General features: G+C 59.0%; 25 protein-coding genes and 1 tRNA gene. 15 read left to right on the top strand and 11 right to left on the bottom strand.

The genetic code is table 11. The features are described 5' to 3' along the window. Nucleotides 1–33: 33 nt before the first annotated feature. Genes IOD40_RS12515 through IOD40_RS12490 form a run of 6 tightly spaced genes read right to left on the bottom strand, consistent with a single transcriptional unit; the run spans nt 34 to nt 5,244 of the window. Nucleotides 34–873: a DUF6551 family protein gene (locus IOD40_RS12515; protein ID WP_198476882.1), complete on the bottom strand. Its 840-nt coding sequence runs from the start codon at nt 871–873 to the stop codon at nt 34–36. After that, nucleotides 870–1,478 (bottom strand): hypothetical protein, encoded by a 609-nt coding sequence (locus IOD40_RS12510; protein ID WP_198476881.1) that lies wholly within the window; start codon nt 1,476–1,478, stop codon nt 870–872. The genes IOD40_RS12515 and IOD40_RS12510 overlap by 4 nt, the downstream gene beginning before the upstream one ends. Then, the gene (locus tag IOD40_RS12505) at nt 1,475–2,383 is read right to left on the bottom strand and encodes a hypothetical protein (protein ID WP_198476880.1); all 909 of its coding nucleotides are present in this window, start codon (nt 2,381–2,383) and stop codon (nt 1,475–1,477) included. Before IOD40_RS12505 ends, IOD40_RS12510 begins: the two co-directional genes overlap by 4 nt. Further along, nucleotides 2,380–3,954, bottom strand: a complete 1,575-nt coding sequence (locus tag IOD40_RS12500; RefSeq protein WP_198476879.1) for a DEAD/DEAH box helicase — start codon at nt 3,952–3,954, stop codon at nt 2,380–2,382. The genes IOD40_RS12505 and IOD40_RS12500 overlap by 4 nt, the downstream gene beginning before the upstream one ends. Continuing rightward, nucleotides 3,951–4,301 (bottom strand): hypothetical protein, encoded by a 351-nt coding sequence (locus tag IOD40_RS12495; protein ID WP_198476878.1) that lies wholly within the window; start codon nt 4,299–4,301, stop codon nt 3,951–3,953. Before IOD40_RS12495 ends, IOD40_RS12500 begins: the two co-directional genes overlap by 4 nt. After that, nucleotides 4,294–5,244: a hypothetical protein gene (locus IOD40_RS12490; RefSeq protein WP_198476877.1), complete on the bottom strand. Its 951-nt coding sequence runs from the start codon at nt 5,242–5,244 to the stop codon at nt 4,294–4,296. Before IOD40_RS12490 ends, IOD40_RS12495 begins: the two co-directional genes overlap by 8 nt. A gap of 306 nt (nt 5,245–5,550) precedes the next feature. Between IOD40_RS12490 and IOD40_RS12485 the strand changes: the two genes are divergently transcribed. The 6 genes from IOD40_RS12485 (at nt 5,551) to IOD40_RS12460 (ending at nt 8,953) form a co-directional block, all read left to right on the top strand. Further along, nucleotides 5,551–6,213 carry a helix-turn-helix domain-containing protein gene (locus IOD40_RS12485; protein ID WP_198476876.1) on the top strand — a complete coding sequence of 221 codons (663 nt, stop codon included), beginning with the start codon at nt 5,551–5,553 and terminating at the stop codon, nt 6,211–6,213. Between the two features lie 86 nt (nt 6,214–6,299). Beyond that, nucleotides 6,300–6,794 (top strand): hypothetical protein, encoded by a 495-nt coding sequence (locus IOD40_RS12480; protein ID WP_198476875.1) that lies wholly within the window; start codon nt 6,300–6,302, stop codon nt 6,792–6,794. Beyond that, entirely contained in the window at nt 6,791–6,973 is a 183-nt protein-coding gene (locus IOD40_RS12475; protein ID WP_198476874.1) for a hypothetical protein, read from the top strand. Before IOD40_RS12480 ends, IOD40_RS12475 begins: the two co-directional genes overlap by 4 nt. Then, nucleotides 6,970–7,281, top strand: coding sequence for a hypothetical protein (locus IOD40_RS12470; RefSeq protein ID WP_198476873.1), 312 nt, complete (start codon nt 6,970–6,972; stop codon nt 7,279–7,281). The genes IOD40_RS12475 and IOD40_RS12470 overlap by 4 nt, the downstream gene beginning before the upstream one ends. Nucleotides 7,282–7,571: 290 nt before the next feature. After that, a complete protein-coding gene (locus IOD40_RS12465) occupies nt 7,572–7,823 on the top strand; it encodes a helix-turn-helix transcriptional regulator (RefSeq protein ID WP_198476872.1) in 252 nt (83 codons plus the stop codon). Then, nucleotides 7,823–8,953, top strand: coding sequence for a tyrosine-type recombinase/integrase (locus IOD40_RS12460; RefSeq protein ID WP_198476871.1), 1,131 nt, complete (start codon nt 7,823–7,825; stop codon nt 8,951–8,953). Before IOD40_RS12465 ends, IOD40_RS12460 begins: the two co-directional genes overlap by 1 nt. Nucleotides 8,954–8,982: 29 nt before the next feature. Here the strand turns inward: IOD40_RS12460 and IOD40_RS12455 are convergent. Further along, nucleotides 8,983–9,067, bottom strand: a tRNA-Leu gene (locus tag IOD40_RS12455). Between the two features lie 252 nt (nt 9,068–9,319). Here IOD40_RS12455 and IOD40_RS12450 point away from each other — a divergent pair. After that, entirely contained in the window at nt 9,320–9,829 is a 510-nt protein-coding gene (locus IOD40_RS12450; protein ID WP_198476870.1) for a disulfide bond formation protein B, read from the top strand. A gap of 9 nt (nt 9,830–9,838) precedes the next feature. Here IOD40_RS12450 and IOD40_RS12445 read toward each other — a convergent pair whose 3' ends face one another. Beyond that, the gene (locus IOD40_RS12445) at nt 9,839–10,396 is read right to left on the bottom strand and encodes an HNH endonuclease (protein ID WP_198476869.1); all 558 of its coding nucleotides are present in this window, start codon (nt 10,394–10,396) and stop codon (nt 9,839–9,841) included. A 117-nt stretch (nt 10,397–10,513) separates the two neighbouring features. After that, the gene (locus IOD40_RS12440; RefSeq protein ID WP_198476868.1) at nt 10,514–11,170 is read right to left on the bottom strand and encodes a DNA-3-methyladenine glycosylase family protein; all 657 of its coding nucleotides are present in this window, start codon (nt 11,168–11,170) and stop codon (nt 10,514–10,516) included. 86 nt (nt 11,171–11,256) lie between these two features. On the opposite strand from IOD40_RS12440, the gene gluQRS reads away from it, so the two are divergent. Further along, the gene (gluQRS, locus tag IOD40_RS12435; protein ID WP_198476867.1) at nt 11,257–12,135 is read left to right on the top strand and encodes a tRNA glutamyl-Q(34) synthetase GluQRS; all 879 of its coding nucleotides are present in this window, start codon (nt 11,257–11,259) and stop codon (nt 12,133–12,135) included. Here the strand turns inward: gluQRS and IOD40_RS12430 are convergent. Beyond that, entirely contained in the window at nt 12,110–12,421 is a 312-nt protein-coding gene (locus IOD40_RS12430; RefSeq protein ID WP_210336886.1) for a hypothetical protein, read from the bottom strand. The two genes, gluQRS and IOD40_RS12430, sit on opposite strands and share 26 nt — an antisense overlap. A 152-nt stretch (nt 12,422–12,573) precedes the next feature. Here IOD40_RS12430 and IOD40_RS12425 point away from each other — a divergent pair, with 152 nt between their 5' ends. After that, nucleotides 12,574–13,437, top strand: a complete 864-nt coding sequence (locus IOD40_RS12425; RefSeq protein WP_198476865.1) for a DMT family transporter — start codon at nt 12,574–12,576, stop codon at nt 13,435–13,437. Here the strand turns inward: IOD40_RS12425 and IOD40_RS12420 are convergent. Continuing rightward, entirely contained in the window at nt 13,434–14,297 is an 864-nt protein-coding gene (locus IOD40_RS12420) for a YihY/virulence factor BrkB family protein (RefSeq protein ID WP_198476864.1), read from the bottom strand. The genes IOD40_RS12425 and IOD40_RS12420 overlap by 4 nt on opposite strands. A 122-nt stretch (nt 14,298–14,419) precedes the next feature. Between IOD40_RS12420 and IOD40_RS12415 the strand changes: the two genes are divergently transcribed. From IOD40_RS12415 to IOD40_RS12390, 6 genes are all read left to right on the top strand, one after another. Beyond that, nucleotides 14,420–14,617 carry a twin transmembrane helix small protein gene (locus tag IOD40_RS12415; RefSeq protein WP_198476863.1) on the top strand — a complete coding sequence of 66 codons (198 nt, stop codon included), beginning with the start codon at nt 14,420–14,422 and terminating at the stop codon, nt 14,615–14,617. Between the two features lie 9 nt (nt 14,618–14,626). Beyond that, a complete protein-coding gene (locus tag IOD40_RS12410; protein ID WP_198476862.1) occupies nt 14,627–15,208 on the top strand; it encodes a cob(I)yrinic acid a,c-diamide adenosyltransferase in 582 nt (193 codons plus the stop codon). A gap of 33 nt (nt 15,209–15,241) precedes the next feature. After that, nucleotides 15,242–16,003 (top strand): rhomboid family intramembrane serine protease, encoded by a 762-nt coding sequence (locus IOD40_RS12405; protein ID WP_198476861.1) that lies wholly within the window; start codon nt 15,242–15,244, stop codon nt 16,001–16,003. Between the two features lie 151 nt (nt 16,004–16,154). Beyond that, complete coding sequence (locus IOD40_RS12400) at nt 16,155–16,901, top strand: electron transfer flavoprotein subunit beta/FixA family protein (protein WP_198476860.1); 747 nt, start codon at nt 16,155–16,157, stop codon at nt 16,899–16,901. 23 nt (nt 16,902–16,924) lie between these two features. After that, nucleotides 16,925–17,854 carry an electron transfer flavoprotein subunit alpha/FixB family protein gene (locus IOD40_RS12395; protein WP_198476859.1) on the top strand — a complete coding sequence of 310 codons (930 nt, stop codon included), beginning with the start codon at nt 16,925–16,927 and terminating at the stop codon, nt 17,852–17,854. Between the two features lie 120 nt (nt 17,855–17,974). Beyond that, complete coding sequence (locus IOD40_RS12390; RefSeq protein WP_198476858.1) at nt 17,975–18,856, top strand: 3-hydroxybutyryl-CoA dehydrogenase; 882 nt, start codon at nt 17,975–17,977, stop codon at nt 18,854–18,856. The last annotated feature ends 9 nt before the right edge of the window (nt 18,857–18,865 follow it).

Raw genomic sequence — 18,865 nt, 5'->3', positions numbered from 1 at the left:
GGATCTTGCGGAATTTCACCGTGTCCAAATTGGTCACGCTGCTTGCCTCCGCTTCTTCCGGGTTTTCCTGAACCACTGCACCGCCAGCGCCCGCCAGACCGGCACCTTCTGCGCCACGCTGAACACCTTCGCTTCGTGCTCGGCGGCCTTTCCGCTCATCTGGATTTCGCGCGTCAGATCCTCGGGTTCGAACTGGTCGCAATATTCCGGCTCGGACATCAGGAACTCAGCGGCCTTGATGTGGTCTGCAGCGATCGGGGCCAGTTTGGCCTGAGCCAAAACCTCAAGGATCATCCGGGCCCGCATGATGCCGCGCTTGTCGACCAGAGCCTTGATTGCCGAGATGGAGATAGTTTCAGCCGGCTTGAAGTCCGATCGGCTGGGCGGCGAGCGCATGATCGTCACCCCGGCACGCTCACATGTTTTCAACACGTCGAGTGCGTCGACATCCCCAGCGGTAACCTCAGCGAAGAATACCTGCAGCGGCGTGACCGCAACACGCTGGGTGTTCTGGCCAACGAACGCAGCAGCCTGGGCCGATATCTCAGCCGCCTCAACGATCATCACCGGGATCATGTCGATGTCCGGATGACTTGCCGCTGCGATCGCCGTGTGCTGCCCGTCGAGCACCTTGAGGACCGTTCGGCCGTCATGCTCCGCATACGCGCAGATCGGGGGCTTGTACTTCGTCCAGTCGAACGCCTCGACTATGCGCCTGATTTGGCGAAGGCCGCGCTCTCCGACGCTGCGCTGATAGGCAGGGTCAACGAACAAGGACCGCGGATCGACACGCTCGCAGATGGGTTCGCCAGTGTCGGGAGCCGCTGTGTCAAGATCAGAGATGTTGATGGGTTCGATGGTGCGCAGGTTCATGCGATGTCCTTCCTGTTGAAAGGCACCACGTTCGAACTCAGAGAAACTTCATCACGGACCCCATTCTTACTTGGGGTTATAACTGAGGGGTAATAGCTACTATTTTCTGGAGGGACAGAACTACAAATTCTGGAGGGACAGGGTGCCTTTTGTCCCTCCATTCTGTGCAGGGACAAATTGACTTCTTGTCCCTCCATATTCTGGATGGATGACGTCGCGCGTTTTCCGGCTTTCTTCTGTCTTTCCGCTTCGCGATGATAGGCTGTCATCGCATCGACATGCTCTATGGCTTCATCGCGCCACGGGTTGATCAGCTTATAAGTTGCCACTTTACCGCCGCTGCGAACGGCGATCAGGTACGCGCGCTTTTCTGAGTTATCACCGAGCAATCGGCCCCGGCTTTTCCAGAACTGCCCGTGGCTGAGTCCGGTTTTGGCCATGGCCAGCGAGGCAGCTAGCCACGTCCGGTGCGATGGCCACGCCATTACCGCGACATAGGCTGATAGAAGCTTGAAATCCGCAGGCGTCAGCATGGGATCGGCATTCGCAGTCTCGATCAGGTCGAGCTTGAACGAGGCCTTGGACCTATCCAGTTCCTTCTTCATGCTGCGCGCCTCCCTGCCATCACCGACGTCAGAATGCGCTGCACTGCGAAGATGCTTTCCGCTTGGTGCATGTCATTGAAATCCGTTTGAATGACCGGCGGCATGGCGAACGGCAGACCGGTTTGTTTTGCGTAATGTTCGCCTGTGCCAACACCGCCGAACTGAGGCAGGGGCTTGTCATGGTCTGCCGCTACAAACGCCCGTCCATTGACCTGGCGTGCGACGGCGTGAATGTTTGAGGCAGAGAAGCAACACAGGACCGTCGCCTGGATCTTCAAGCCCCTCAGCGCGGCCCTGACAGTCAGCCCGGTCGCGAAGCCCTCACACAGCCACGTATAGACGCCAGTGGCGATGCGGTGCGATGCGCCGCCGATCTCACCGCCGAAAAGAAACTTCTTTGTTCCGTCTTCCCATATCAACTGAACGCTGGTGACCGCTCCGTCACGCCGCGCCGGCACGATAATGGCGTTCGAACCGGCGACGAGGTAGCTAGCGCCGATGTCGCGTACGGCCTGTGCGCCGATAACAGCGACAAGCTCGTCTCGAAAGCCTTTCGCGGCGAGATAAGGATGCGTGGTCGTCCTCGACTGAGCGATGAGGGCACTCGCCTGACGCGCCGCGCGCGCTGCGTCCTGTTCGGCCTTCTCCTTGGCCTTGGCGACGTCGTGGGCAATTGCTCTCTGCTCCTTAATTGATAAGCCATCACGAAGCGCCACCGTTGATTTCTCGCCGGTCTGCCAGTTCCAGGCAGTGACATAGTGCTCATTGACGATAAGCCTGCCGTCGCCCTTGCCCTTTTTGCCGGCAAGCGTATCGGTGCTCAGCCATTTACCGAATGCGGCCTTTCGCGGTGGTTGAATGCCGACATCGGCGCAAGCTTGCTCGATCGCGTCGTCAACCGTCATGCCGCAGCCCTCCGCTTGTTGGTCTTGCGGAAGCGCTTCACCTCTCGCTCGATGAGCGACCATTCATCGGGCAGCACGTCCCTCGGATCGCAGACAGAGTCGTAAAGGCCGTAGGGCAGCTTGCTGCCTGGATAGATGCCGGCCCACACGCCATATGCCCATTTGCGTGCTCGGTCCTCACCACCGCGACTGTTCGCCAGCGTATACGTGAGTGCGGCGTTCCATATCCGCTTCGGACTTTGCAGACATTCTGCGCGCAGACCCTGTCGTGGTTGGAATGCGGCTTTGATGCTGACCTCGAAGTCGACCAGTTCACCTTCGACGGTCTGGATTTCACCGCGCTTCGGGCGTTCCCATCCGCAGGATTGACACGTGGTCGACGCCGGCAGCATCTCCATCCCGCAGTCGCTGCAGAAATATTTCGACTTGATTTTCTCCGCCGGCTCGCGCGCCTCGCTGTCCTTCTTTTGCGCATTCGACAGACTGTCGACGCCGTTCTCGTAGAGCCACGCGGTATCTTCTGCGAAGGCGATGCAGTTGCCGGAGTGATCCAGCCAAAGCCCGAACTCCTTGCCGGGCGAGGTCCGCATGACCCTGCCCATTTCCTGAATGTGGTTCGAGAATGCCTTTCGGTACGGACGGCAGGAGATGCCGACCAGCACGTCGGGCACGTCAAAACCCTTGGTCAGGACTGCGCAGGAGACGAGGCCATGGATGGCGCTGTCGGGCTTCCTGAACTCCTCGATCTTGGCGTCCCGGCTGCCGTCGGCAGCATCGAGGTAGCTGATCTGCTGGAAGTTGTAGCCGGCCTCGGCAAACTGGCGGCAAAGCTCTTCGCCATGGCGGATGGACGGCGAAAACACGATAGTCTTGGCCGGACCACCGAAGAACTTTGCCGTCTGCTGGACCCACGTTTGCACGACGTCGCCGATGATCGTGATGCCGCGTGAAGCGGCTTCCTCGTCCTCATACTCGCCGGTGAACTTCTTCTTCGCCCCCGTCATATCAGGCGACACGCACGCCTTGATCTTGAGGGGCGACAGGTATCTGTCAGCGAGCAGCCGGTTGACCGTCGCGCCGTTGACCAGGCCGCCCCAATACTCCGCCATGCCGGCGGTGAACGGGGTCGCGGTAAGGCCGATGATCTTGGCCTTCGAATATTCCTTCAGGCGCTCAAGCGTCTTCTGATACTGGCTGTGACACTCGTCGTAGAAAATGAGGCCCGGCTCCTCGCCGAACTCCCGACGCTCGAACGTCTGGATCGTCATGATCTGGACGTTCTCTTCCGGCGCATACCGGTCGTTCTCTGCGTTGGCACCCTGCACGACGCCATGGGCGATGCCGTATTCTCGGAAGCGGTCACTGGTCTGCCTCGCGAGCGTCACCCGGTCGACGAGGAACCAGACGCGCCTTCCTTTCTGTAGAGCTAGACGGATGAGGTGGATCGCTGTCTCGGTTTTGCCGAATGCGGTGGGCGCGACGAGCACGATCCACGACGCGCCAGTTCGCAGCTGCTCGCGAAGCTGCTCCTCGACGTGCAGCTGATGGGGGCGAAGCTGCAGCTCTTTCATGCCGCGCGCTCCCGTGGAGCCGCATCCATGATCTCCAGCGCCTTGTTGACGAACCAAGTCCAATCGGCCGGATTCGTCTCCGGCGGGCAGCTGGCAAACAGCAATCGGGCGAGGCGATCAGCATCTTGCCGCGCCATTCCGCCGTCATGCTCTATGATCGCGGCGCGTTCCTCGACGCTCCCTTCACGTTCGACAAAGGCCGCTATCTCCCGGCCATTCTGCCGAATGAAGTCGAGCGCGCCTTCCGGCAGTTTCTCCCGGTTGATAACGATCAGCCGCCCGCCGTCGATCATGACATTCGCGCCGAGCGCCCGGATGCGCTGGAGGATCGCCCCGGCATCAGCCATTGACGATCTCCAGTGTCTGAAGATCAATCTCGGTGTTTCTGGAGTAGCCGTGCTTGATCGCCTGTGCGTTCCAGTATTTCGCAGACTTCATCCACGAAGCCTTATCCTCGCTCTCGCGATACAAGCGGCTTTCGAGAGCGCTGATTTCTGCGTCCTTGCCGGCGATCACCTTGTCGAACCCGCCCTGAGCGAACTGGACCTTCATCTCGCCGTAGAGCTTGTTTTCGGCGGTCAGCCGCGCGACGTCGGTCTCCAGAGCGGCATTAGCTTCGCGTAGTTCTTCAATCTCTGCCCTAAGCGCCTCAACGTCGACTGGTTGAGCTTTACGCGCAGCTATCGCCTCGGCCTTAGCCTGCTGCATCGCTTGGACTTCTGGTGATAACGCTTCGCGTGTTCGATCGCGGGAGGCATCGTTTTCCGCTCGCTTTGCAGCATCAACGACTGCCTTTCGGAGCGCCGCCTTGTTCGGCTCCAATCCTTGGGCAAGACGGGCGTCGAGCGCGCGGCGGGCTATGCCCGGCTGAGCGACTTCGGCGTCACGGAATTGGCGGGCTTCGGAAAGTTCCTGCTTCGAAAGGCCAACGTCTCCAATGGTTGGCTTTTCAAGGTCAGGGTCTGCGACCTTGAAATTTCGTGCGCCGCCATGTCCGGCGAGTTCACCGCGCTCAACAGCACCATCATATTCATCGGCCAGGCGGCGCTTTGCCATCGCCTCAATTTCGAGAGCGTCGGCCTGCGCACGGTGCGCGGCAGCGACCAGTTCGTCATGAGCGCCCTTGGCCTTAGCCATGCGAGCGGCTTTCTTAGCCGCGTCATACACGATCGACGCGGTGTCGTGAGCATCGAGAACTTCCGCCGCCGTAGTGGCACTGGCAAGTTGACGGGCCGCTTGCTGAACAAGGCTAGGGAGCGATGCGGTTTCGATAACAGCGAGATGGTTCATGCCGCCTCCCTCCGCGCTGCCGCTTGGGAGAGTGCGTGCAAAGTTACGCCGTCAAGGCCGCGCTCATTCGCGCCCCTGACCATATCTGTCCAATAGCGGGCTGGAACGCTGTCCCGCTTGATCATGTTGGTGACGGCCTGGGGCGTAGCCCCGATGTCGGTCGCGAAGGCGGCTCGCGTAGGCCAAAGATTAACCATTTGGATGAAAGACATGCGAAATCTATACGAAATGTGTAATATCACGTCAACACGTTATGTGTAGATTTCCGGTGTAGAATGATGGCCTGTGGATGTTGGAGTATACGAAATGAAGAACACGCCGCATGAGCGCCTACAAATAGCTCGAGAAAAGGCTGGGTTCCGGAGCGCGGCAGATGCGGCCCAAAACTTTGGATGGGGCTACTCAACCTATGCATCGCACGAGAATGGATCCCGGGGCCTTCGACTGGATTCTGCAAGAAAGTACGCGCGCGCTTTTGGGACCACTCCGGGCTGGCTACTCACAGGCTCCGATAAGGAGGCGGAAGACCCCCGTTTAGTGCCCTCTATCCCAGTTATTGGAAAGGTAGCAGCCGGCGTGTGGCTCGAAGTAGACGGCAACGTCGCCGAGGATGACTATCCGGTTATTCCGGCCGCACCATCTGCAGACTATCCGCCTGACAAGCAGATAGCAGTTGAGGTCAACGGACCCAGCATGAACAAGATTTTGCCAGATGGAGTTTATGCCATTGGCGTACCCCTTGAGCACGCCAGGTCGCCCCGGAATGGTGACGTGGTCGCCTTGCGCAGAATGCGCGCGGGCCTCGTCGAGACGACGATCAAGCGGTACCTCGAGCGAGGCGGAGATATACTGCTGATGCCGGAGAGTGACGACCCGCGCTACCAGACGCCAATCAATATGCATGCTCCCGAATGCGACACTCAAGTCGAGGTGTTCGCGCTAATCATAGGCAGCTATCGCCCGATCTGATTACGCAAAAGGTGTATTTCTGGGTTGACCGCTACACATAACGTGTAGTAGATGGTTAATACCACACCCAACCCGGAGACATATTGATGGATACGAACGGCACCACGCGGGTGAAAGGCGAAGCTGTACCTGTAGCGGCGACTCCGATTGTCGCCCTAGCATCTCGCCTCGACGACGCGATGACCCTTTACAGCAAGGCTGAGGTCATCTCATGGGAGAGCCAGCAGGACGATAACGGCACCAAGTGGGCAAGCGTGTCCGCTTCGAAGCACGCCTACGATGAAGAGCTCGCCTTGCGATCGATGATCAGCATGGTCAAGGCCGAAAGTCTCGAGGATGTGGCCATTCAGCTTACCTATGCGTGCGTCTATCTCGACCTGCTTTGGGACCAGCTCTCTTGCGATGAACTGACCTTCAACATCAAGCAAGACTATCGAGCACTGCTACGCCTACTGCATTCCGCCCGGGACTTCGCCTGTGCATCAGTCGCCAACCCGCCATCTGACGCCTCATCCACGGTCGACCACACCAACCCCTGGACCCATATCGAGGCCGTCAAGCGCAGCGAGGTGAAGGCATGAGCGTCCTAGAGCAACTGAAAGGCCGCGCTCACGCCGAGGGTCAAGCCGCGCTGGCCGCAGTTGAAGCCACCACAAGCGATCTAGCCGAGCAATTGCGCAACATTCATGGCGGCGAATGGCGGATCACGATCGACCACCAGTTCCAACTCGTCATCTTGGCAATGAGGGCGCGTTCATGAACGTCACCAATCAACTTCTGAGACTGCCACTGATGGCCCTCGCTGCTGCCCACGCGGTGTCGCGGGAATTATGGCACGCAAAGTATCGCGGCCGCGATTTAGAGTGCGAAGGTGAGAGCTACGAGGCGTTCAGAATCACTGGCGAAGCGATCATTGCCCTTCCATGCCAGTCAATCGACGCGGTGAGGGACAAGGTCAATCTGATCCTCAGTGATGACGCACTCCTTGAGACACTGACCCTCGGAGACGACGAAAGTGCCGTGATCCCCTTGTTGCGGTCATTCTTGGGTGAAGGAGCATTGGCATGACCACGGCACAGATCCTCCTCCTGCTCTTTGCTATCGGGTGCCTATGGGTTGGGGGTGAAGCATGACTCCCACTAAGAGCTTTTCTCTTACCTGCTGTGTGGGCATCACGATCTGCGCTCTGTGGATCGCCATCACATGGAGGGCGCTGTCATGATCTGTGGCGCGATTGCCGTTTTGGTTTCCCGTCTACGTGCGAGGCTCTGGAACCGTCGCGCCCGGCTTGAGATCGAACGGCAAAAGAATGAACCCGGGTACGCGTTCCGACGATGGCTGCGGAACAGGAGCCGACTATGAGGAAAGCGGAGATCCTTCCCCAAAGCTTGGCGCCAGTTGGCATCAACCGGGAGCAGGCCGCAGAACTTATTGGTGTGAGCGCAACCCTGTTTGATCGGCTTGTAGCAGACGGCAAAATGCCTGACGCGCGAATGCTGTACGGCCGACTGGTTTGGGATGTGGCGGAAGTCGTCGCAGCGTTTCGTGCTTTACCACATCGTTCGGTTTCGGTTGACGCCAGGTCTACGGAGGGCAATCCTTGGGATTGATGCCTAAGAAGCTGCCCAAGGGTGTATCTATCGACCGGGACCGACACGGCAACGTGCGGCTCTACTTCCGCATGGCTGGAAAGCCTAAAGTGCGACTGAGGGAGGCGCCGGGAACGAAAGAGTTCGACCAGGAGGTTGCCTGCGCACGTCTGGGGATCCCCCACGTTGTCAAGTCAGAACCTGCAGAGCCCCTTCGCGATACAGCGTCTGAGGGATCTTTCCAATGGCTTGTCCAGCAATACCACACACGGGCATTGGTAAAGCTTGCGCATGCCGTGATGGGGCGGCGGAAGCGCATCCTCGACGAGGTATGCGAGAGTAAGCATAAAGGGAAGCGACGCGGCGCTCTGCCCTATGCACTGCTCGAGCGCAAGCACGTTCTAGAAATTCGAGACGAGCTCAGAGCGACGCCGGGCGCTCAAAACGACATCGTGAAAACGATATCAGCGATGTACGGATGGGCCGTTGAATCTGATTTGGCGAAGATTAACCCGGCGCTGGGCATAAAACGTCTGCGATCCGGAGACGGCTTCCACACTTGGAGCCGCGAAGAAGTTGCCCAATTCGAAGATCACCATCCGGCAGGATCCAAAGCTCGCTTGGCCCTTCATCTTGCGATGTTCACAGGCTTGCGGCTGTCTGACTTAGCGATCGTCGGGCGGCAACATATTCGGAACGGGTGGCTCACAATACGCCCTGGCAAGACGAAAAAGTCTTCCGGGGTCTTGGTGGAGCTGCCAGTTATTGCGCCGCTTCAGGCAACGATCGATCAGTGCAAGACGGGCGACCTGACGTTTCTTGTCACCGAGTTTAACAAGCCATTCTCCGTCAACGGCCTGGGGAACAAAATGCGCCAGTGGTGCGATGAGGCAGGACTACCCCAGTGCTCGACACACGGCCTACGAAAAGCTGGCGCGACTATCGCCGCGGAGAACGGCGCGACCGATGAAGAGCTGATGGCAATATTCGGCTGGACCACGAAGCAGCAGACCACCCACTACACGAAAAACGCGAGCCGAAAGCGGATCGCTGCTGGCGCTGCGCACAAGCTGATCCCAGAACAAAAAATGGACGAAACTGTCCCACCGAAAAACGCGATGGTTAAAAGTGGGACAAAAACGGTAAATTAATCAATAAAATCAAGGGAGCTTGGAACCCTTGGTGCCCCTGGCCGGGATCGAACCAGCACTCCTTGCGGAACTCGATTTTGAGTCGAGCGCGTCTACCAATTCCGCCACAGGGGCCCTTAAAAGGGTCCGGTAAATCACCGGATGTGGCGGGACTATACGAGCCAAGGGCGTCTCGTCAATTCCCATTCGTCAGCTTCTTGCGAAAGGTTCACGGTTTCGCGAAAAAACAGGTGCCCCATTGCTCGCTCTGGGTCTGTGTGGTGAAAGAAGCTAGTGCGCCGCATGGATTTGCTGAACTGATCCCGGGTCCAGGTTGGCCGTTCAACGAGCATGGCCCGAAGGGCCAGGGATAGAGACGAGGCAGGAATGGCGCTAACCTCTGCAACAGGTCGCACGCAAACGGTCGGAGCAGCGATCCTGGCTGCCGGCATGGCGGTTACCGTAGGGACGGCGCTGGGTTTCCAGCACATAGGCGGCTACATCCCGTGCAAGCTCTGCCTGGAACAGCGCGTGCCCTATTATATCGGCATTCCGGTCATGCTCCTGGCGCTGGCGTCGTCCGTACTTAGACTACCGCCTGTCGCGACCAGAGGTCTGCTGCTTATCGGTGCCCTGCTGATGAGTTGGGGCGCCTCACTCGGTGTCTATCACTCTGGCGCCGAATGGGGCTTTTGGCCGGGACCTACGGATTGCGGCGCCGTTCCTGCTCCAACAGGCGGAAGTGGCAGCCTGCTTGATCAGCTCAATGCGGTGATCCCACCTTCCTGCGATCAGGCGGCAGGACGTTTTCTTGGCCTGTCCTTCGCCGGTTGGAATGTTGTCGCGAGCGTTATCCTCGCCGTCATCGCGTATGTCGCAGCCTTCCGGAAAGACTGAAGCGGTGCGTTACGGCTCCAGCTCGACATCCCAATAGAGAAAGTCCATCCAGCTTTCGTGGAGATAGTTGGGTGGAAACAGCCTGCCATTATTGTGCAAATCTTGGACGGTTGGCTGGAAGGGCGCCTGTCTTGGCCACATCTTCGCCTGTGCCGGCAGCATCCCGCCCTTCTTGAGGTTACAAGTTGAGCACGCCGCCACGATGTTCTGCCACGTCGTCGCTCCGCCACAGCGCCTTGGGGTAACATGGTCGAACGTCAGTTCATCATGTGCGCCACAATATTGGCACTGGAAACGATCGCGAAGAAAAACATTAAATCGCGTGAAAGCCGGATGACGCGATGGCTTGATGTAGTTCTTGAGACAGACAACACTCGGCAGCTTCATCTCGAACGAAGGCGACGACACCGAATGCTCATATTCGGCAACGATGTTCACACGATCGAGAAACACCGCCTTGATCGCGTCCTGCCAGGACCACAGCGACAAGGGGTAATAACTGAGCGGGCGGTAATCCGCGTTCAGCACCAGTGCCGGCAGGCTGTCTGGTGACACTGCTATCGTCACAAACGTTCCTCCTTGGGCATCGCAGTTCGACGATGCGGATACTCTAATCCTCCTGTTGCAGAATTGTGAAGCAGGAATCGCAGCTGAAACGCATGTCTTTTCCCTTGTCACCTTGGATTAATCTACAGCATCAATAGTTGGTGCAGCTTCACGCCCCCTCCATTTCCTCCAATGAGCCCAGAATAGCCGCGCAGCCACTGATCTCCATGGCGACCACGACTCGGCGATGACTGTGAGTTCTTTAGACGAGGGGCGCGAATCAAGGCCGAGCGCGTCAGCGACAGCCCCCTGGAGAGCAACGTCGCCCGCCGGGAAAACATCGACGTGCCCTGCTGCAATCAGCAGATAGACATCTGCCGTCCATGGGCCGATCCCATGTATTGAAGTCAGCTTTGCTCGCGCCTCGCCTGCAGAGAGGTCCGCGAGCTGAGAAAATTCGAGCTGACCATCAATGACGGCTCTGGCGAGCGCGGTGAGAGTGGTTTGCTTTGGACGAGACATTCCGGCAGCACGAAAAGGCTCATCCCCGCATGCAAGTACCGACTCAGGATCAAGTGGGTCGACCAAGCTTGAAAAACGCCCGAGGATGGCATCGGCGCTGGCGCGCGAAATCTGCTGCGCGGTGATGATGGAGACCATTGCGGCAAAGCCCGGAGGCGAACGCCGCAGCGGGATCGGGCCTGCTTCGTCAATGATGCGCTGCAGGCGCCGGTCCGTTGCTGCCAGCGCGGCCAGACCTTCAGTGATGTCAGCGTCTGACTCGATCCTGCGCAAACTTCCCTCCAAAAACGCTTGCCGGCATCTGCAGAGATAAGTAGCAATCAGGGATTGGTCATCACAACCCGCTTTGCGCCAGCCCCATGACGCGTCCTGTCTTCCGCTTTGCGCCCAGCCCGAATGGCGAGCTCCATCTCGGCCATGCCTATTCTGCGCTTCTCAACGATCGCATGGCAAAAGAGGCTGACGGACGGCTCCTCCTGCGCATTGAAGACATAGACGTGACGCGTTGCACGCGTGATTTCGAGCAGGCGATTTACCGGGACCTCAACTGGCTTGAGGTCGGTTGGGAAGAGCCAGTCCGCCATCAGTCCGAGCACTTCGAAGATTACGCAGGCGCCCTTGAATCGCTGGCCGATGCTGGCCTTGTCTACCCATCATTCATGAGCCGGGGCGAAGTGCGCGCGATCATCACGGAAGCTGAAGAAGCTGGTAGAGACTGGCCGCGCGATCCAGACGGGGTCCCGCTGTTCCCATCGACGGAACGGAACCTCAGCGACCGGGAACGCAAACGCCGCATTGCCGACGGCGAACCCTTTGCCTGGCGTATCAATGTCGATGAAGCGATGCGGCACGCCGGGCAGACACTCTTCTGGATCGAAGGTGGTGCCGGACCGAAAGGAGAGACGGGCGAAATCCCTGCCACCCCACGCGCATGGGGAGACGTCGTGATAGCGCGCAAGGAAGTGCCCACGAGCTATCACCTCTCCGTGGTCATCGACGACGCGCTTCAAGGCATCACCCACGTCGTTCGCGGCAAGGACCTCTTCCAAGCCACCGCTTTGCAACGGTTATTGCAGGAACTGCTCGGGCTGAACGCACCAGTCTACTTCCATCACGATCTGGTGCTCGGCGAAGACGGCCACAAACTCTCGAAAAGTCGACGCGACACAGGGCTGAATTCCCTTCGTGAGGCCGGGCTGACGCCCAGCGACATCAAGCGGATGGTGGGGCTCGCCTGACGCGCCTGTAGCGCTTGAAGACGGCCTTCACGAACAACGACATAGCCAGGCAGGAAAATCCGCTGATCAGCGCGTTGCCGATCATTGATCGGTTGCCTGGTGCCTGCTCGACGACCATCGGGATCAATACCTCGCCAATGACGATGCCTCCCATCAGGATGACGGCATTCCCGGTCGCACCGAAGCCATCCTCGTCAAGGATCGCGTTCAGCCCGATGGACACAGAGGCTGCAAGAAGACCCATCCCCCCAAGTGCCATGACGACGCCCAGCGGCTCAAGATACAACAACAGATTCGATCCCCCGTTGGCTGGATCAAATCCCCGCAATAAACCCCATCGAGAAACAAAGGATGCGCCGCAAATATTACCTTTTGCTTGCGTTGGGTAATGCTATGGGGGCATGCCCGCAATAGCTGCTGAACTGGACCCTTTCTGACATGAACCGTGCCGTACGCGTCATTCCGCCCCTTTTTGTCATACTGTGGGCGACAGGCTTCATTGGCGCGCGTTACGCGATGCCATGGGCAGAGCCTCTGAGTTTTCTGGCAGCCAGGTTCGCGTTGGCTGCGGCAATCATCGGCTGCCTTTTGCTGGCGCTGTCGGTGCGCCGCCTGACATCCCGCCAGGCCATACATGCCGCATTTGCCGGCGCATTGATCCATGGCGCTTATCTGGCAGGTGTCTTTTGGGCGATCCGAAACGGGATGCCTGCGGGCCTTTCCGCCCTGATCATCGGGTTGCAGCCATTAATCACCGCGGTGATGGCCGGATGGGCCCTGGGAGAAAGGGTCATGCCGCGTCATTGGGCAGAGCTTGCCGTGGGCTTCATCGGCATTGTCATCGTGCTTGCGCCGAAGTTCGGTGACGCCCTCGGAGGGGTGACGCTCCTTACATTTGCGGCCTGCGTCGGCGCGGCCTTTGCAATCAGCGCCGGTACCATCTGGCAGAAAAAGTTCGTCGGAAGTGCCGATCTGGTGAGCGCGACTTTGTGGCAATATCTTGGGGCGGCCGCGCTGATGGCGGTCGGGGCCCTCGCATTTGAAACCCGCACCTTCATCTGGAATGGCGAACTTATCTTCGCGATGGCATGGCTCGTGCTCGTTCTGTCAATCGGAGCGATCTTCTTGCTGATGACAATGATCCGGCAAGGAGAAATGGCGAAGGTCGCGTCGCTGTTTTACCTTGTTCCAGCCGTGACCGCGATCATCGCCTGGTTCCTGTTCGGTGAGACGCTATCTCCCGTCCAGCTTGCCGGAATGGCGGTCACCACTGTCGGCGTCTGGCTGGCAACGCGGTCCTAATCGGGCAGTCGGGCCACCTTGGCTCTCGCGTCAAGATAGCGACGAATTGCGGCATTCAGCTCACCACCAAGAATGAAGATCGCGGACACGATGTAGAGAAAAACCAGCGCGATCATGATCGATGCGAGGCCAGCATAGGTCGTCACATAGGACGAAAAGTAGCCGAGATAGGTCGCGAACACGGTAGATCCCACCACCCAGAACACCAGGGTAAAGATCAGCCCCGGCCAGATTTCGCGCAAACTGCGACGTCCGGCTGGCAGCCACAGATGAACGGCCACGAGCGCGAGCACGATCACCGAGGAAGCGATGATAAAGCGCCAGATGGTGATTGTGCCGAGATAGGGCCGGATCCAGGGCAGATGCCTCTGCGCAATATCTACCGCGATCGGCGCAACGACGAGAAGAGAAGACACAATCAGAAACCCGGCAGTGGCAATGATCACAAAGGCAAGGCTCTGCGTCCGCAGCCACAGGATGGATCTGGTATCGATAACCCGGTAGGCGCGGTTCAGCCCGACCCGCAACGCCTCGATCCCGTTCGTCGCAAAGAAGGCTGCCGCTACGATGCCAACGGTCAGGACATCGCCACGCGGGACGGTAAGAACCGTCGCGACTTCCCGCGCTATCGGCTCGGCGATCTGGTCTGGCCAGGTGTCGAACACCAGGTGCACAGCCGTATCGGAAAAAGCCTCTGCCCCGAGGAAGCTCGCAAGCGAGGTGGCAAAGATGAGGAAGGGGAAAAGAGCCATCAACGCCGACAGCGCCAAATGGCTTGCGAGGGCCCATCCATCATCATTGTTAAAATGTCCGAGAGCGTCTCCAAGGACGCGTTTCGTAACAGCAAGTGAGCGAAGCATCTTTCCGGCCGATTGTATCGCTGGCGCGAATATGGGAAGGAATGCCTTGAAAAGGCAAGCTCAGGTTTGGGAACGCCCCTTGCCTACACGTAGTTCCGACCTGCGCACCAGGGAACAGCCCCATGTCCACAGCCTTTAACATCATTGCCATCATATTCATGTTCGCGGTCGTCATCGTGCTGATCCGCGGGCTTCTCAACATGATGCGCGGCGGGTCTGGCAACCGGTCGAACAAGCTGATGCAGGCACGCATCATCCTCCAGTTCTTCGCTCTCGTCTTCATCGTGCTGGCGGTCTATTTCGCCGGCGGCCGCAGCTAAGAGGTAAAAATGGTCGTCCTCAACAAGATCTACACCCGCACAGGCGATGACGGCACAACCGCTTTGGTGACCGGCGAGAGGCGTCCAAAGTACGATCTGCGCATTGCAGCCTACGGCACTGTCGACGAAACCAATGCCTGCATTGGAATGGCCCGCCTCCACACCGCGTCCAGCCATCCGGAGCTTGATGCCATGCTGGGCCGCATCCAGAACGACCTGTTCGATCTCGGCGCAGACCTTGCAACACCCGAAACGGATCAGGATTTGGGCTATGAGCCCCTGCGCATCGTTGCTTCCCAGGTGGAGCGCCTGGAGCGCGACATCGACGCCATAAACAAGCCGATCAAGCCGCTTCGCAGCTTTGTCCTTCCGGGAGGATCACCCGCGGCGGCAGCTCTTCATCTTGCCCGCACGGTTGCACGCCGTGCAGAGCGGATGATGGTCGAACTGTCTCACGTCGAGGGAGAAAAAGTCAGCGCGGAGTCGATCAAATACATGAACCGCGTATCGGATTTCCTGTTCGTCGCCTCGCGGGCCGTCAATGACAATGGCGAGACCGACGTGCTATGGGTGCCGGGACAAAACCGTTAGCTCACCCATGCGCGGGAGAGGAGAACTGGCCCCGTGTTCATACCGCTGCATGACGCGAACGAATTCCGAAATATCAAGATTCAGTACGTCACCCTTTCCCTGATCGCGATCAACGTCGTCGCGTACCTGCTGACGACCGTCGGAACGGACGACTTCGTCAACGCGGCGGTCTGGGGGCTCGGATACATACCCTCAACGATCTTCGACATTGCGGAACGTCCGCCGGAAATGGTCATCGTGCCCGATGACTGGACCTTCCTGACCTATTCGTTCCTTCACGGCGATATCTGGCATCTGGGCGGTAACATGCTGTTCCTTTGGGTGTTTGGAGATAACGTCGAGGATGCGCTGGGGCACTTCCGCTATCTCGTCTTTTACCTCGCCTGCGCTGCCGCCGGCGCCCTCGTCCATGGACTGATCGTTCCGGATTCTGAAGCGCCCCTGATCGGTGCTTCAGGCGCAATCGCAGGAATTGTCGCCGCATACCTCATCCTTCACCCACGGGTGAAAATCTGGGTACTTGCCCTCGGCCGAATTCCGCTACGCCTGCCGGCATGGATTCTCCTCGCGCTTTGGATCCTCTTCCAGTTCGCGATGATTTTTGCCGGGGGAGATGAGAGCATTTCCTGGGCTGCGCATGTTGGCGGCATCGTGGCTGGCGCAATTCTTGTGCTGATCCTGCGGCGCAGAAACGTTCCGCTGGCCGACGCGACAGTGGTGACGCCGAAGGCCGTTGAGGTCGAACGTCCAGCACAAGTCGAGCCTCAAATACGTTCGCCCTGGGGGCGTCAATAAGCGCCCCCGTTTCATCCGGTTCGCGGGCGCCAGTTCTATTGACGCGCAAAAGGCGGATGACTACAGCGCTAGAGATGTCGTTTTTCGGCAAGTAAGCGGCCCTGGCAGCTGTTAGCCAGTCCCTGACGAGTTTCGGAAAGGTTTCTTACCCATGAAAGTACTAGTCCCAGTCAAGCGGGTCGTAGACTACAACGTTAAGATCCGCGTGAAGTCGGATGGCTCGGGCGTTGAGCTTGCCAATGTGAAGATGTCGATGAACCCGTTCGACGAGATTGCCGTCGAAGAGGCGATCCGTCTGAAGGAAGCGGGCAAGGTCGAAGAGATCATCGTCGTTTCGATCGGACCGGCTCAGGCGGCTGAAACGATCCGCACCGCGCTCGCCATGGGCGCTGACCGCGGCATCTTGGTCAAGGTTGACGACGTGGTCGAGCCGCTCGCTGTCGCCAAGCTTCTGAAGGGCGTTGTCGAGGCCGAAGGCCCGCAGCTCGTCATCTTGGGCAAGCAGGCGATCGACGACGACGCCAACCAGACCGGCCAGATGCTGTCGGCACTGCTCGGCTGGTCGCAGGGCACGTTCGCTTCGGAGGTCGAGCTTGGCGACGGTTCGGCCAAGGTGACCCGTGAAGTTGATGGCGGCCTGCAGGTCGTCGACATCAAGCTGCCGGCGATTGTCACCACCGATCTTCGCCTCAACCAGCCGCGTTATGCCTCGCTGCCGAACATCATGAAGGCCAAGAAGAAGCCGCTCGATGAGAAGTCGGCTGCCGATTACGGCGTCGATGTTTCCCCGCGCCTCAAGGTCCTGAAGACCGAAGAGCCGGGCGGCCGCAAGGCGGGCGTCAAGGTCAAGGACGTGGCCGAGCTCGTCGCCTCGCTCAAGTCCGCTGGCGTCATCTGATTTCGGGAAAGGGAGTTTTACCAATGGCTATTCTTCTCGTTGCCGAACATGACAACGCAACCCTCTCGGACCAGACCAACAAGGCACTGGCCGCAGCCTCCCAGATCGGCGGCGACGTCGACGTGCTGGTGGCTGGCAAGGGTGCTCAAGGCGTTGCCGATGCTGCTGCCAAGCTTTCCGGCGTGCGCAAGGTTCTCGTGGCCGACGCTGACGAACTTGCAGAGCGTCTCGCTGAGCCGACCGCTGCGCTGATCGTTTCGCTGGCTGGTGGCTATGACGCCATCGTCGCGCCAGCGACCACCACCGGCAAGAACGTCCTGCCGCGCGTTGCAGCGCTTCTCGACGTCATGCAGATCTCGGAAATCACCGAGGTCGTCTCGGCGGACACCTTCAAGCGTCCGATCTATGCCGGCAACGCGATCCAGACGGTTCAGTCGGGCGATGCCACGAAGGTCATCACCGTGCGCACCGCGTCCTTCTCAGCCGCTGGCGAAGGCGGCGCAGCTTCGATCGAAACCGTTGCAGCTGCCGCCAACCCGGGCGTTTCGACCTTCGTCGAGAACAAGCTGTCGGAGAGCGATCGTCCGGAACTGACCTCGGCCAAGATCATCATCTCGGGTGGTCGCGCGCTGGGTTCTTCGGAAAAGTTCGAGGAAGTTATCGTTCCGATCGCCGACAAGCTCGGCGCTGCAATTGGCGCGAGCCGTGCAGCGGTCGACGCGGGCTATGCGCCGAACGACTGGCAGGTCGGCCAGACCGGCAAGGTCGTCGCGCCCGAGCTCTACATCGCCGTCGGCATCTCCGGCGCGATCCAGCACCTTGCTGGCATGAAGGACTCGAAGGTCATCGTCGCGATCAACAAGGACGAGGAAGCTCCGATCTTCCAGGTCGCAGACTACGGCCTCGTCGGTGACCTTTTCACCATCCTGCCAGAACTCGAAAAGGCGCTCTAACCAACGTAGTCGCTTGCAGCGACACGTGCTAAGGAAATCGAGGGCGGGGTAGACAAAGGTCGCCTCGCCCTCTTTCATATGGCGACGAGGCAGGCCTGCGGGTTCGGACGGGATGATATGATGACGGGCAAAATCAAATCGATAGGCATCATTGGCGCCGGTCAGATGGGCGGCGGTATCGCGCATGTATCAGCGCTCGCCGGATATGACGTAAAGCTCTACGACATATCGCCCGAGCGCATCGAGGCCGGGATCGCGACGATCAGCGGCAATATGGCAAGACAGGTCTCATCCGGGAAGATGGAGGAGACTATTCGCCAGCAGGCGCTTGCCCAGATTTCCAGCGCACCTGCATTGTCCGACCTTGCCGACGTCGACCTCGTCATTGAGGCGGCGACTGAAGACGAGACGATCAAGCGCAAGATCTTCGCCCAGCTGTGCCCGGTACTGAACCCCGAAGCCATCCTCGCGACCAACACCTCATCCATCTCGATCACCCGCCTTGCAGCGCAGACGGATCGTCCTGAGCGCTTCATCGGCATTCATTTCATGAACCCCGTTCCGATCATGAAACTGGTCGAGCTCGTGCGCGGCATCGCCACCGAGGACAGCACCTTCGAAACGGCGAAGGAATATGTGGCGAAGCTCGACAAGACGATCACCGTTGCCGAGGATTTCCCAGCCTTCATCGTCAACCGCATCCTGCTGCCGATGATCAATGAGGCGATCTACACCCTCTATGAAGGGGTTGGCACGGTTGAAGCAATCGACACCGCCATGAAGCTTGGAGCGAACCATCCGATGGGCCCGCTGCAGCTGGCGGACTTCATCGGCCTGGACACCTGCCTGTCGATCATGCAGGTCTTGCATGAAGGGCTTTCAGATTCAAAGTACCGCCCCTGCCCGCTGCTGGTAAAATACGTCGAGGCTGGCTGGCTCGGCCGCAAGACCGGCCGCGGCTTCTACGATTATCGCGGCGAACATCCCGTCCCCACCCGGTGAATTTGAGAG

The organism is Aquamicrobium zhengzhouense, assembly GCF_016124105.1.
In the GTDB taxonomy this organism is placed as follows: domain Bacteria; phylum Pseudomonadota; class Alphaproteobacteria; order Rhizobiales; family Rhizobiaceae; genus Aerobium; species Aerobium zhengzhouense.
The sequence above is the reverse complement of the archived record's forward strand: the minus strand, read 5'-3'. Positions and strand labels throughout refer to the sequence as shown.